This is a genomic window from Vibrio sp. 10N.222.49.C9 (assembly GCF_041474985.1).
GTDB lineage: Bacteria > Pseudomonadota > Gammaproteobacteria > Enterobacterales > Vibrionaceae > Vibrio > Vibrio crassostreae_C.
Map to the genome: position 1 here is coordinate 70,118 of NZ_JBFRVD010000029.1, position 13,726 is coordinate 83,843.

11 protein-coding genes are annotated in these 13,726 nt (G+C 44.9%); 6 read left to right on the forward strand and 5 right to left on the reverse strand.

Features of this window, described 5'->3' with window-relative positions:
* Window positions 1-103 precede the first annotated feature (103 nt).
* Window positions 104-1,246: a peptide-methionine (R)-S-oxide reductase MsrB gene (gene msrB / locus AB4585_RS13140; protein ID WP_017061740.1), complete on the reverse strand. Its 1,143-nt coding sequence runs from the start codon at window positions 1,244-1,246 to the stop codon at window positions 104-106.
* Between the two features lie 200 nt (window positions 1,247-1,446).
* Here msrB and AB4585_RS13145 point away from each other — a divergent pair, with 200 nt between their 5' ends.
* Window positions 1,447-1,845: an OsmC family protein gene (locus AB4585_RS13145; RefSeq protein WP_017068628.1), complete on the forward strand. Its 399-nt coding sequence runs from the start codon at window positions 1,447-1,449 to the stop codon at window positions 1,843-1,845.
* A gap of 133 nt (window positions 1,846-1,978) precedes the next feature.
* Here AB4585_RS13145 and AB4585_RS13150 read toward each other — a convergent pair whose 3' ends face one another.
* The 4 genes from AB4585_RS13150 to phnW form a co-directional block, all read right to left on the reverse strand.
* The gene (locus AB4585_RS13150) at window positions 1,979-3,046 is read right to left on the reverse strand and encodes an OmpA family protein (protein WP_102428795.1); all 1,068 of its coding nucleotides are present in this window, start codon (window positions 3,044-3,046) and stop codon (window positions 1,979-1,981) included.
* A 332-nt stretch (window positions 3,047-3,378) separates the two neighbouring features.
* Entirely contained in the window at window positions 3,379-4,197 is an 819-nt protein-coding gene (gene phnX, locus AB4585_RS13155) for a phosphonoacetaldehyde hydrolase (RefSeq protein ID WP_372155006.1), read from the reverse strand.
* A gap of 92 nt (window positions 4,198-4,289) precedes the next feature.
* Complete coding sequence (locus AB4585_RS13160) at window positions 4,290-5,711, reverse strand: aspartate aminotransferase family protein (protein ID WP_372155007.1); 1,422 nt, start codon at window positions 5,709-5,711, stop codon at window positions 4,290-4,292.
* Window positions 5,711-6,814, reverse strand: a complete 1,104-nt coding sequence (gene phnW / locus AB4585_RS13165; RefSeq protein WP_102495249.1) for a 2-aminoethylphosphonate--pyruvate transaminase — start codon at window positions 6,812-6,814, stop codon at window positions 5,711-5,713. Before phnW ends, AB4585_RS13160 begins: the two co-directional genes overlap by 1 nt.
* A 350-nt stretch (window positions 6,815-7,164) precedes the next feature.
* On the opposite strand from phnW, the gene AB4585_RS13170 reads away from it, so the two are divergent.
* From AB4585_RS13170 to phnR, 5 genes are all read left to right on the forward strand, one after another.
* A complete protein-coding gene (locus AB4585_RS13170; RefSeq protein WP_032545661.1) occupies window positions 7,165-8,175 on the forward strand; it encodes a putative 2-aminoethylphosphonate ABC transporter substrate-binding protein in 1,011 nt (336 codons plus the stop codon).
* A gap of 199 nt (window positions 8,176-8,374) precedes the next feature.
* Window positions 8,375-9,796 (forward strand): FAD-dependent oxidoreductase, encoded by a 1,422-nt coding sequence (locus tag AB4585_RS13175; RefSeq protein WP_372170016.1) that lies wholly within the window; start codon window positions 8,375-8,377, stop codon window positions 9,794-9,796.
* Window positions 9,797-10,023: 227 nt separating this feature from the next.
* Complete coding sequence (locus AB4585_RS13180; protein ID WP_017067332.1) at window positions 10,024-11,133, forward strand: putative 2-aminoethylphosphonate ABC transporter ATP-binding protein; 1,110 nt, start codon at window positions 10,024-10,026, stop codon at window positions 11,131-11,133.
* A 21-nt stretch (window positions 11,134-11,154) separates the two neighbouring features.
* Window positions 11,155-12,864, forward strand: coding sequence for a putative 2-aminoethylphosphonate ABC transporter permease subunit (locus AB4585_RS13185; protein ID WP_372170018.1), 1,710 nt, complete (start codon window positions 11,155-11,157; stop codon window positions 12,862-12,864).
* Between the two features lie 67 nt (window positions 12,865-12,931).
* The gene (gene phnR / locus AB4585_RS13190) at window positions 12,932-13,636 is read left to right on the forward strand and encodes a phosphonate utilization transcriptional regulator PhnR (RefSeq protein WP_029235340.1); all 705 of its coding nucleotides are present in this window, start codon (window positions 12,932-12,934) and stop codon (window positions 13,634-13,636) included.
* Window positions 13,637-13,726: the final 90 nt, after the last annotated feature.

A 13,726-nucleotide genomic window follows, 5' to 3' on the forward strand; every position in this document is an offset into this window, starting at 1 on the left:
GTTAACCCTTCTTGTTAGTGCGTTAGAAAAACAAAGCCAGCGAATATGCTGGCTTTTTTTAGAGGTTCAGAGGTTCAGAGGTTTATAGTAAGTTTCTGAATGCCTATCCCTCAAACATCTCAACGTATTCCTCATAGCCTTCTTCTGCTAATTTATCCGCAGGGATAAAGCGCATTGCGGCTGAGTTCATGCAGTAACGTAACCCTGTTGGTTTTGGACCATCTTTGAATACATGCCCCAGGTGGGAATCGCCAAACTTACTTCGAACCTCTGTTCTTGGGTAAAGCAGTTTGTAGTCAGTAGTTGTGACGACATAAGCCTCGCTGATTGGCTGTGTAAAGCTCGGCCAACCTGTACCTGACTTGTATTTGTCTTTGGAAGAGAACAATGGCTCCCCAGTCACGATATCAACGTAAATACCTTCTTGCTTGTTATCCCAGTATTTGTTGTCAAATGGGCGCTCAGTAGCGTCTTCTTGCGTTACATCGTATTGAAGTGCTGTAAGCTTCGCTTTGATCTCTGCATCAGACGGTTTTACGTATGTTTTAGCATTCGCTGTCGCATTCTTACTGTCGATGATCTGACGTAGTGTTTTAGGGTTGTCCTTTCTATCATCACCGAAGATTTTATCTAAATACTGATCACGACCTGAAGCGTAACGATAGTAGTTATAACGAACCTTACTCTTCTTGTAATAATCTTGGTGGTAATCTTCTGCTGGCCAGAACTTCTCAAATTTTATCAGTTCTGTTTTTAGTGGTGCACCAAAGATATTAGCTTTGTCGATCTCCATCATGAAGTTCTGAGCAACATCTTTTTGTGCTTGGTTATGATAGAAAATAGCCGGTCGATAATGACGGCCTCGGTCTACAAAAGAGCCTTTGTCATCGGTTGGATCGATGTGTCTGAAGAATTGGTCAAGAACCTGTTCATAGCTAACAACATCAGGGTTGTAAGTCACGTTTATCACTTCGATGTGACCCGACTTGCCTGAGGATACTTGTTTGTAGGTTGGGTTTTCTAGTTCACCGCCAGAATACCCAGAGATAACGTCGGTGACGCCTGTCAGCTTTTCTAGGTCGGATTCTGTACACCAAAAACAACCACCAGCCAGTGTCGCGATTTCACTATTACCTGAATTAGCTGTTTTATCCATTGTATTGGCAGTGCCAGTCTGGCTTACAAACAGCGAAATCAGTGGTAGCGCAACCACGAGTGATACCAATATTTTAGATAATTTATTCATAGATACCTCATCTTGACGTTCTTCTCATTCGATTTTGAATGTACGAATAGAGACAGGTTTTAGATGGAAAAAATTGCATCATTCACAAAAAAATATGTCGCCGAGAAAATCTTGCTCATAAATGCCGCCAGTAGTAGGGTGTCAGTATTGATATCCAATAATAGACAGCGATGGCGGTTATCGTACATCTAAGGAACAACATGCAAGCAGAAGTTAAATGGGTCGAAGGCTTTAAATTCCTAGGTCAATCTCAATCTGGCCACTCTGTAGTAATGGATGGCAGTGGTGGTGCAACCGCGCCAAGCCCAATGGAAATGGTCCTTATGGCCGCTGGTGGTTGTAGCTCTGTTGATGTCGTCGATGGTTTGAAATCTGCAGGCCAGAACATCACAGGCTGTAACGCAAAACTTGAAACGACACGTCGTGAAACAGCACCAAAAATCTTTACTGTGATTAACATTCACTTTGAAGTGTCTGGTGACAACCTAGATCCTGAGTTAGTGGCTAAAGTATGTGCTGATTCGTTAGAAAAATACTGTTCAGTTTGTCTAATGTTAGGTGCTGGCGTAGAAATGACTCACAGCTGGGAAATCGTTTAGTCTTCTGGCTGTATAGCTTGGCTTTGAGTCGTTACTTTTCGGCTTATGAGCAAACATAGATAAAGAAAGGGAGGAGCACTTAGCAGTGCTCCTCCCTTGTTATTAAGGAAGTCGTTATTACGTTAGAATACGATTATTCCACTGTTTCAATGATAACTTCTTCAACTTGAACATCTTCTTGGTACTCGAAGCTTGGGATTGTTGCTTCCACACGACGGTTTTGAGCACGACCTTCAGCCGTATCGTTTGATGCGATTGGGTTTTCTTCCCCTTCACCAGAAGCGGTAATGCGATCAGCTTCAATACCTTGCTCTTCGATGTATGCTGCTACTGCTGCCGCACGTTTCTTAGAGATCATCATGTTGTACTCAGCTGCACCTGTTGAATCTGTGTGACCAACAATGTTAACGGTAGACTGAGGGTATGTTTGTAAGACTTCCACAATTGGCTGTATAGCGGCTTTACCTTCGTCTGAAAGTTCTGTGCTGTTAGTCGCAAATGTACCTTGAGAGAAACTCTCAGTTTGCGCTTTGGTAACCACTACCTCCGCTTCCTCTTCAACGACCACAGCTTCTGGCTCTGTGATTGGTTCAGAAGGTGCTTGAGTTACAGCCGCCGCAGAAGCTGCAGCCGCTGATGCGGTTGTATTACCCGTGCCGAAATTGTAGCTAAGACCTACTGTGACAAGGTTGGAGTTTAGGTCTTGGATGATCTTATCGTCAAAATCATCGAAGTATTGGTATTCCACTCTCAGCGCCCAATCGTCTGAAAGCTGTTTCTCGGCACCGATACCTAAGGCTAAAACAACGTCGTCTTCGTCATCGTGCATGATGTAAGCAGGACCTGCTTTAAAGAAGATATCAAACTCTTGTTTAATCGCTAGTCGATACATTGGGCTTAAAGAAATGGCTACGATAGAATCGCTGTATCTTTGAGTCGCTCCGTTGTTGTTAAAGCTGGTGTCATAATCACCTAAGTAATCTGCATTCAATTCTAGAGCAATGTTATCGGTAAAGTTGTAACCACCGTAAATACCGCCCGCCACTGAATCATCTTCACAATCAATGTTGTCGACACAAGCGCTATCTAGCCAACCCATGCCAACTTTTGCGCCTACGTATGTCGTTGCGGCAATTGATGGAGCAGCAGCGAAACCTGAAGCAGCTATCACAGCACACATGATTTTTGACAATTTTTTCATAATCTTATCCTTGGATTAACTCTTATTGTTATCTGAATGAGCCTTTAAAGCGACGACTTACTGATTGGGACACTGCAACAGTAGATCGTTCAAGGCGTAGATTCAGGTCGAACCTATCTTGGAACTGTTATTACATTGTTAGTACAGTTGCTTAGTATGGTCAATGAAATTGTTAAAAATTATATATTTAAGGTGCTATTTACAGAGGTTTTTGTCAATTAATTGCTGTCTCAAATGTTGGAAACGAAGAAACCTCGTATCATTTTTAGGCGATACGAGGTTTCATTTTCATGTGTACGGAATGTTTGGTTGGGTAATCTAGGTGATTACCGTTATGGGCGCTCACCAGCTAACAAACGTTTTTCAATATCTGCAATGACACCTGGTAGGTCTGCAATGGTATCGATTAGGTAGTGTGGGTTTGATTTGTTTAGCTTAACGCTTGCTTTTTCACGTGCAGCTGCCAGTGTTGTCTCGTCTGCATCTAAATATTCTTGATACGTTAAGCCTGCTTCGTTCCCCGATAATACAAGTCCAACTGTCCACATGCCTGCGTTGTGACCCTCATCGATCCCCGGTGCTGCGTCGTCTACTTTTACACACGCAGCAACGCTAGTTACACCTAGATCGATTACGTTTTTCAGTGCCATAAATGGAGCAGGGCGACCACCTTGAGGTAAGTCATCGGTCGCTACCACGTTATCTGGTCGGTAACCGTAATCTGCAGCAGCAGGAATTAAAACATCCATCACTTCACGTGGGTAACCTGAACAAGACCCGATCTTCACGTTCTTCTCTTTTAGGTTATTGACCACTTCTATCGCATTCAAAATAGGTGCTGCGTGATCGGCTACTTTCGCTTTTTGAAGAGGCATGAATGCCGCGTAGATCGCATCAACGTCTTCACTGGTCATCGAACGTCCGAACTGGGCATTCCAACGAGCATCAACAGCAGGGATTCGACCCACCGCTTGGATGTGATCCCATTTACCGATACCCATAGGTTCACGAGCTTCAGCTAAGTCGATGTCAAAGTCGAAACCTTGTTTGAATGCTTCAACGAAGATGCTAGTTGGAGCAAACGACCCAAAATCAACGATAGTGCCGGCCCAGTCAAAGATAACCGCTTGGAGAGGTGATGTCGTGTTCATAATAGTGTCCTATTTTTGTGTCACTCCCAGTTCAAAGTTCTGGGAAACAAATGGTTGTTTAAGGTTATTGGTTTAAATGTTGATTTCGAGAATTAAAGGTATTCAAAATCTTTGCAGACTTTGGCTATCGCTTTTTCGAATACAGACAGAGCGACTTCTAGCTCGCTGCGACTGATGATCAATGGCGGGCTTAATTGAATCACGTTACCTTGTGACACCTTAAAGCTCAGGCCATCGTTCAGACATTGGTAAAGTACTGCTTCTGCTTCATCGAACGCTCGGTTTTTGGTGATATGGTCAGTGACCAATTCCACTCCCCAGAGCAGGCCGATGCCGCGAACGTCACCAATGACTAGGTATTTCTCTTTCATTTGAAGCAGTTGTTCACGCACGAATGCGCTGTCCGCTTGTACTTTTTCAAGTAGATTTTCTTGCTCAATCACTTCCATCGTAGCCAGTGCCGCCGCGCAGCCAATAGGACTTTTCTCGTGGGTGTAGTGACCAAGTGATACTTGCGCTGCCGTGTTGTATTTGTCTTTAGTGACCATGGCTGCAATTGGAACCAAGCCCCCGCCAAAACCTTTACCGATACAAAGAATGTCAGGTTCGATATCAAAGGCCTGGTGAGTGAACCATTCGCCACTACGACCCATACCGTTTGGAATGTCGTCGATGATCAACATGACGTTATGCTTATCGCAGATCTCACGGATGCGCTTCCAGTAAGCTTTGCTTGGAACCTGAACGTCTGTGTTACGCACTGCTTCGGCAATGAAGGCTCCAATGCCACCTTCTTTTTCAATCACATACTCTAAATAGTCGGCATAGTGAACGTCGCATGCAGTTTCGTTTGTATTGACTGCGCTATTCTCGTTAAACGGGAAAGCGCCACGATAAGAAACGGCTGGTGGAATACGTTCTACGCCAGCCATTAATGGCCCCATGCCTTCGCGGAAACACGCTTCGCCCCCCACTGAAATTGCATCGAGTGACGCGCCATGGAATGAATCCCACAATGACACTACTTTGAAATTGTTGGTGACATGTCGAGCTAGTTTGAGCGCCATGCCGATCACTGATGTGCCACCAGGAGCAAACAACACGCGATTCAAATCACCACCGCAGATCTGTGTGAGTTTCTCAGCACACTGAACCGCAGTTTCATTGGTAAAGCGACGCGGTGAAAACGGCAATGACGCCATTTGCTGAGTCACTTTATTGATGATGTAGGGATGACCATAACCTAGCTGGTGAACATTATTGCCGTGAAAGTCCATGTACTTCTTGCCCGTCGCATCTTGAATGTAGATGCCTTCGGCTGCTTCAAGTGTGTCTAGGCAAGGCGTTGACATGGCTTGATGAAGAAACACGTCAGCATCACGCTTTAACATTACTTGAGTCGCATCATCGTTTAGCGACTCGTTCCATTTTTCGCGTGCTGGCGTGGTGTTCACATCGCCTTCGCTTCGAAAGTGTGTGGCCTTTAGAACTGGCTCTGGATTGGTCGTCGTCATTATTTGATGTCCCAGTACATAGCGTTTTTCACTGCGCTAATGAGAGCTTCAATGTCTGACGGATACACTTCACCAATGTTACCGATTCGGAAGCAGTCTGCGTTTGAAACCTTGCCCGGGTAAATCACAAACCCTTGCTCTTTCAAACGGTCATAGAATTCCTTGAATTGGTAATCGCTATGAGTTGGAGAATAGAAAGAGGTGATGATAGGTGAATGAAGGTCATCATTAAGCAGTGGTTCAAAACCAAGAGAACGCATACCTGCAACCAATGTGGTTTGGTTGGTTTGGTAGCGACTATGACGAGCTTCGATGCCGCCTTCTTGTTCCAATTCAAGTAGAGCTTGGTAGAAAGCGCGCACTGTATGAGTCGGAGAGGTGAAGCGCCATTTACCATGGTTGCTTTCCATGCAGTGCCACTGGTCAAACAGGTCAAGGCTTAATGAGCGAGCTTGGCCTTTGCATTTTTCCAGTTCCGATTGCTTCGCAATAACAAAGCCGAATCCAGGTACACCTTGAATACACTTGTTTGCCGAGCTGATCATGTAATCAATACCTAAGTCAGCAATATCCATAGGGATGCCACCAAAGCTCGACATCGCATCAAGAATGACGGTTTTGTTGTGCTGTTTTGCCAATTTGGCAATCTCTTCGATTGGATTCAACATACCTGTAGTGGTCTCACAGTGCACAATCGCAACGTGAGTAATATCTGAATCCATAGCCAATGCCGTTTCCATTTTGTTCAAGTCAGGCTGTGATGTTTCACCTGGGGAAACGACATGGCATGGAATGTTTAAATATTCTGCGATTTGAGCAATACGAGCACCATACGCACCGTTATCGACCACAAGAAGCTTATCGCTGTTAGAGATAACGCTACCGATTGTTGCTTCAACTGAAGCAGTGCCGCTGCCTTGCATTAATACACTTGTATATCCCGCCTGCTTAGTCGCCAAAGTAACAAGCTTGCTACGAATCACTTCAACAACGTCTTTGTTGTATTCATCATCCCAAGTACACCAGTCTTTTAGCATCGCTTGGCGAACGGTTTCAGAAGTAGATAGAGGACCCGGTGTCAGCAGTAAGTATTCGTTTCTCATGTTCAATTCTCGCGATTTGTATTTTGGACTATACCAATATTTGCGGTTACTTTAACAACCAATTTAAACGGTCGTAAATAGCCCAAACGTTATTTTCACAAAAGCTTCATATTCAAATTTGTCACTTTTGTTGAGAAATTTTCCGATCTTTAAATTGCCATTTTTTGTTCATTTAATCGTCATAAAAGCCAGTTAGCTTAATACTCGAAATCTGGTACATACCAATGCAAAGGTGTGTGTTAACAACCTAAATGAATTTATGGATATAGAAGCCTCTAGATGGAGCTTCTAGCCTTAACAACTTTAACCTTGGCAATTCCTAACCTTGGCATCGGGCCTGACTGGAGAAAATGATGAAAAACCGTTTTATGAAAGGATCACTTGCAGCTTTAGTTACTCTATTGGCTGGTAATGCTTATGCAGCACAGGAAGTGACGGTTTACACCGCTTTTGAAACTGACATTTTAGCGAAGTACAAAAACGCATTTGAAAGTGAAAACCCAGACATCAACATCAAGTGGGTACGTGATTCAACTGGGATCATGACGGCAAAATTATTGGCCGAAAAAAACAACCCGCGTGCAGAGGTAGTTTGGGGACTTGCTGGTTCTTCAATGGCACTGCTTAAAGAAGAGGGCATCCTGAAACCTTATATGCCTCAAGGTGTAGAAGCATTACGCGCTAACCTTAACGACCCACAGTCTACTCAAGCTTGGTACGGTAATGATGCATTCTTCAATGCAGTTTGTTTCAACGAAGTGGTGGCTAAGCAACTTAACTTACCTGCACCTAAATCTTGGGATGACCTGACGAAGCCTATCTATAAAGGCCACATTGCTATGCCAAACCCAGCATCTTCTGGTACGGGCTACATGCAGGTTTCGGCTTGGTTACAAAACATGGGTGAAGACCAAGGTTGGAACTACATGCAGAAGCTAGACCAAAATATTGCTCACTACACGCACTCAGGTTCTAAGCCATGTGTTCAAGCGGGCATGGGTGAAGTCGCTATCGGTATTTCTATGGCGAGCCGTGGCGCTAAGCTGAAAACTCAAGGCGCTCCACTTTCAGTGATTACACCTGAAGGCATCGGCTGGGAATCTGAAGCGGTAGGCCTTGTTAAGCCTTCTGATGCAGCACAACGTGTTATCGATTGGTCTATTTCTAAAGCGGCAAATGAGCTTTACATCGAAATGTACCCAGTTGTTGGTCACCAAGATGTGACAGGCAAAGCAGAGAACTTCCCTAATGTAGAAAAGAACATGGCAAAAATGGACTTCGCTCGCATGGGCAGTGAACGTGCAGACGTTCTTAAAACATGGTCTGAGAAGTTTGACGCTAAATCAGAGCCAAAATCTTAATCTGCTGAGCTTTTTAGTTCATGAGCTCCTTGGTTAATTATCTACCGAGCTTATTAGACACATGGTTTATTAGATATATGGCTTATTAGACACGTAGTCATTAGATATGCAGCTCATTAGAAGTTAGAGATCAGTAAAGGAAGGCTTCGGTCTTCCTTTTTTAGTTTTACGCCTTTAGGTTTTAAGTAAGGTACAACAAATGACAAAGCACTACTCATATTGGTTCAAGCAAGCGTTAGAACAAGAGTTTGGCAACATCAATGAGGGGCTAGATTCGGCGAAGTCGCTCCAAAAAGACGTCAACTGTGATATCGCCATTGTTGGCGGTGGCTATACGGGTTTATGGACGGCGATTTTAATCAAACAACAGCAACCCGAAAAGCATGTTGTCGTGATTGAAAAAGGTCTATGTGGTAGCGGTGCTTCTAGTGCGAACGGCGGTTGCATGCTGACGTGGTCAACTAAGTATCCGACGCTGAAAAAGCTCTACGGAAAAGAACAAGCGAAATGGTTGGTTAAGGAATCGGAAAAGGTTATATACGAGATTGAAGCCTTCTGTAACGAACACAAGATTGACGCGCATCTATATCGAAGCGGTACTTACTACACGGCGACCAATGAAGCGCAAAAGGGTGGAATGGAGCCTGTTGTTAATGAGCTGGTTAAGCAGGGTATCAATAGCTGGAAGAAGTGCGACAATTCTTTGGCTGATAAAGCGGGATCTGATCGCCACATTGAGGGTTACTACTCAGAAGCTGCGGGTAGTGTGCAGCCAGCGTTATTGGCGAGAGGTTTGCGCCGAGTCGCGCTCGAACTGAGTGTCGAAATTCACGAAAACACAGAGATGACATCACTCGATTATGGCTCCCCAGCTCGAATTCAAACCAAAGGCGGTTCCGTATTTGCAGATAAAGTGATTTTGGCACTCAATGCGTGGATGCTCGATCACTTTAAAGAGTTCAAACGCAGCATTGTGGTTGTCTCTTCAGATATGGTGGTGACCAAGCCCATTCCGGAAAAGCTCAAGCAATTTGGCCCAGAGAAAGGGGTGGCGGTGGTAGATTCGCGTATCTTTGTCCACTACTACCGAGATACCCAGGACGGACGACTCATGTTGGGCAAAGGCGGCAATAAATTCTCGTTTGCGAATCAGGTTGAAAGCATGTTCAACCAAACGACTAACTACCTACCGATTCTCAATCAATCGTTCCAAAAATTGTTCCCTAAATTGGAACAAAGTGAATTCGATTACAACTGGTCTGGCGGCTCAGATCGTTCGGTCGCCGGATTGCCATTTTTCGGTAATCTAAAAGGCCAAAGCAACATCTATTATGGGCTTGGTTACTCTGGAAATGGCGTTGCTCAAACCCGTATGGGCGGGAAGATTTTGTCAGCAATGGTACTCGATATCGACAATGCTTGGACGCGAAGCGGTTTAACTAAAGGCCCATTAGGACACTTCCCGCCAGAGCCATTCCGTTGGGTAGGTGCGATGATAGTGCGTGATGCGGTACGAAGAAAAGAGAACGCGGAAGATTCGGGTAGCACGCCATTGTGGCTAGATAAACAGTTATCCAAACTCGCAGGTGCGGCGGGCAAAGCCGACAAGGTTGAATCATAGATTAATCTAGCGTTTAAATTAGAAGTTTACATTGAGGCTCTCAGTGATTTATGGGCAAGTCACTGAGGGCTTTCAACGTTGAACTAACTTTCAATGTTGAACAAATAGCAATTTTTAATGCTTATTATATCTGCAATATAACTGTCATTTAGCTTCTATAAATTTGTCACTCAACTGCAATATTCTCAGTATAAATTTGGTATATACCATATAGAGAGTGCTGTAGTATGAGCAACCAAACTTATTTGAATATTGAAAACGTTGTAAAGCAATTTGGCCAATTTACAGCGTTAAAAGACATCTCCCTATCGATAGATAAAGGCGAGTTCGTCTGCTTCCTTGGCCCATCTGGCTGTGGAAAAACCACCTTATTACGTGCGATTGCAGGCCTAGACTTACCAACGTCAGGTTCTATTGAGCAGAACGGTAATGATACGACCTTCTTGCCACCAGAAAAGCGCGACTTTGGCATCGTGTTCCAATCTTACGCTTTGTTTCCAAATCTCACTGTGGAAGAAAACATTGCGATTGGTCTGAAAAACCAAGGCATGTCGACCAAAGAAGCCCTTGAGACGGTTGAGTCTTGGTTAGAGACCATTGGCTTACCAACGTCTGGTCAGAAATTTCCAAATCAGCTATCTGGTGGACAGCAGCAGCGTGTTGCTCTGGCTCGCGCATTGGCGTTATCTCCAGGCTTGTTGCTACTCGATGAACCGCTTTCTGCGTTGGATGCGAAGGTAAGAACACACCTACGTGATGAGATCTGCCAACTGCAACGCAAATTGGGTATCACCACTATTATGGTGACGCACGACCAAGATGAAGCGTTAACGATGGCAGACCGTATTGTCGTGATGAATCATGGTGTTATCGAGCAGGTCGGTGCTCCTCAAGAGATCTACCAAAAACCTGTCAGTCGTTTTGTGGCTGAGTTTGTTGGTAGCATGAACTTTATTCAAGCTTCTGTTGCGGCTCAAGGCAAGATGCGTATTGCTGAGTCAATGCTGCCGTTACCTGGCTTAGATAATCTCACGCCAAATCTGGGTGATGTTTTTGATATTGCCGTTCGTCCAGAGCAAATCCAGTTTGTTGATCGTTTTAGTGAATCCTTGCCAGTGAGAATCGTATCAAGCGAATTCTTAGGGGCGTTTTATCGTGTTGAGTGTCAATTGCAACATGACTCAACGGCGAAAGAGATCATCGTTGATGTACCCGTCAAAGAGTTCAACCGATTGAAGCTGCGTCGCAGTGATATTCGTTACGTGGCGTTTGATCAAGAAGGCCTTAGAGCTTACTCATCGAAAAGCCTGCAAGTGATGAAAGACGAGGCGGCGTAATCAATCATGGAATCGACTCAAATGATGCAATCTAAGCTGCTAATTCAACGACGAGTACAACCTTTTCTGGCTCGGTTAAGCAAAGACAACGTAATTCTATTTGGGCTGTTGGCCTTTTTGTCTGTGGTCATGACGTTGTTTCTCCTGATGCCACTGTGGGCGATGTTGAAAAAGAGTGTTCAGAACGCAGATGGCGAATTTGTAGGCTTAGAGAATTTCGCAACGTATTTTGCGTCTCAAAGCTTATGGCAGTCGGTAGGCAATACCTTCACGCTTGGGTTGCTAGTGACAGTTGTCGTGGGCGTCTTGGCGTTTGGTTATGCCTATGCGCTAACTCGTTCATGCATGCCTTTTAAGGGGCTTTTTCAAGTGCTGGGTTCTGCGCCTATTCTTGCTCCGTCACTGCTTCCTGCAATCAGTCTTATCTTCCTATTTGGTAACCAAGGTATCGCTAAAGAAGTCTTAGGTGGCAACTCGGTTTATGGCTTGATTGGTATCTCACTGGGCTTGATATTCTGGACGTTTCCACACGCCTTGATGATTCTGACCACCTCATTAAGAACCTCTGACGCTCGCCTTTATGAGGCAGCACGTGCACTCAATACTTCATCGTTAAAAACCTTTTTCATGGTGACGTTACCTGCGGCAAAATACGGCTTGATCAGCACCCTGATCGTTGTGTTTACGCTGGTGGTTTGTGACTTTGGTGTGCCAAAGGTGATCGGTGGTAGCTACAACGTGTTATCGACTGACATCTTTAAGCAGGTGGTTGGTCAACAGAACTTCTCTATGGGTGCGGTAACCAGTATCTTACTGCTATTGCCTGCGTTGCTTGCGTTTACCGTTGACCGCTGGGTTCAAAAGAAACAGAAGAGCTTGTTTGATACTCGTTCTGTCGCGTACCAACCTGAACCTAGCTCTCTGCGTGATGGCTTATGTTTCCTTTATTGCACCATCATCTCTGCTGCTGTGGTTATCGTGTTGGGCATGGCGATATACGGTTCGATGGTCACCTTCTGGCCTTGGAACAAAGCGCTGACGCTAAACAACTATAACTTTGCAGAAATGAGTACCTATGGTTGGGCGCCATTCTTCAACTCGTTAACGCTTGGTGCTTGGACTGCGATAATTGGTACTGTTCTGATTTTCCTAGGGGCATACTGCATTGAGAAAGGCCGCGCATTCGGGCCTGTTCGTCAAGCGATGCAATTGCTCAGCGTTGTTCCGATGGCCGTTCCGGGTATGGTGCTGGGTTTGGGTTATATCTTCTACTTCAATGATTTGAGTAACCCACTTAACTTCTTGTATGGCACGATGGCGTTCTTGGTGATTAATACCGTGGTTCACTACTACACGGTAGGGCACATGACGGCGTTAACGGCATTGAAACAACTGCCTTCCGAAATTGAAGCAACAGCGGCTTCGGTAAACTTACCGCAATACAAGCTGTTCTTTAAGGTGACGGTACCTGTTTGTCTGCCGGCGATTTTAGATATTGCGACATACCTGTTTATTAATGCACTTACCACGACATCTGCGGTAGTATTCTTGTATTCTACCAATACGATTCCAGCGTCAGTATCAGTACTGAATATGGACGATGCAGGTCAAACCGGTGCAGCAGCAGCGATGGCGGTGATGATCATGATATCTGCAGCGAGTGCGAAGTTGATTCATATGCTAATCAACAAGTTATTCGATAAGCGCACCCAAGCTTGGCGTAAACGCTAGCGAACCACTTATATTGCAGTTGGCCAAGGAGTGGCTGACGACAAGAACAAGAATGAAAGGAAATGAAGTGCAGTACGTAAAAATCAAAGATGTCATCGTAGAGCAGATAGAGTCGGGGATGTTAACACCACGACAGAAGCTGCCTGCGGAACGTAAGCTGGCTGAATCGTTTGATACGACTCGAGTTACCTTACGCGAAGCCTTGTCTTCACTTGAAGCGGAAGGGCGCATTTATCGAGAAGACCGACGTGGTTGGTTTATCTCTCCCGAGCCGCTTCGTTACGATCCAACACAAACGCTGAACTTCACCAATATGGCTCTATCGCAGAATCGACAGCCGAAAACTGAGTTGGTGGCGGCGAAAGGAATGTTAGCAACCAAGGAGGCGACTCGGCTTCTTGAGTTACAACCTTTCTCGGACGTTTATCGAGTAGACAGAGTTCGTTATCTTGAAGATAGGCCGGTTGTGTATGTGACCAACTACATTCGACCAGAGTTGTTCCCTAACTTGCTTGATTATGACTTGTCTAAATCGTTGACGGACATCTACCGCGAACACTTTGGTGTGGTGTATCAGAAGATCCGTTACCGAGTGAGCACAACGTCTTTACTTGGCGAGACAGCGCAAGCCCTGCGTGCGACTTCTGGCTCACCTGCAATGGTTGTTGAGCGTGTTAACTACAATCAAAACGGCGATCTGATTGACTGTGATATTGAGTATTGGCGTCATGACGCGATCAGTATTGAGTCAATCGCGCAGCTAGAGCGCTAGTCATACGTTAGAACGTTAGCATATCTGCAATTATGCAGGATTGCCCAATTGAAAAGTTCAAAGGTCTCTTATTCGGAGGCCTTTTTTTAT

Bases quoted from the DNA above. Each gene is read 5' to 3' on its own strand.
- AB4585_RS13160 (WP_372155007.1), bottom strand. From the start codon at position 5,711: ATGACGACGACCAATCCAGAGCCAGTTCTAAAGGCCACACACTTTCGA.
- AB4585_RS13150 (WP_102428795.1), bottom strand. From the start codon at position 3,046: ATGAAAAAATTGTCAAAAATCATGTGTGCTGTGATAGCTGCTTCAGGT.
- phnX (WP_372155006.1), bottom strand. From the start codon at position 4,197: ATGAACACGACATCACCTCTCCAAGCGGTTATCTTTGACTGGGCCGGC.
- AB4585_RS13175 (WP_372170016.1), top strand. From the start codon at position 8,375: ATGACAAAGCACTACTCATATTGGTTCAAGCAAGCGTTAGAACAAGAG.
- phnW (WP_102495249.1), bottom strand. From the start codon at position 6,814: ATGAGAAACGAATACTTACTGCTGACACCGGGTCCTCTATCTACTTCT.
- AB4585_RS13170 (WP_032545661.1), top strand. From the start codon at position 7,165: ATGATGAAAAACCGTTTTATGAAAGGATCACTTGCAGCTTTAGTTACT.
- AB4585_RS13180 (WP_017067332.1), top strand. From the start codon at position 10,024: ATGAGCAACCAAACTTATTTGAATATTGAAAACGTTGTAAAGCAATTT.
- msrB (WP_017061740.1), bottom strand. From the start codon at position 1,246: ATGAATAAATTATCTAAAATATTGGTATCACTCGTGGTTGCGCTACCA.
- AB4585_RS13145 (WP_017068628.1), top strand. From the start codon at position 1,447: ATGCAAGCAGAAGTTAAATGGGTCGAAGGCTTTAAATTCCTAGGTCAA.
- AB4585_RS13185 (WP_372170018.1), top strand. From the start codon at position 11,155: ATGATGCAATCTAAGCTGCTAATTCAACGACGAGTACAACCTTTTCTG.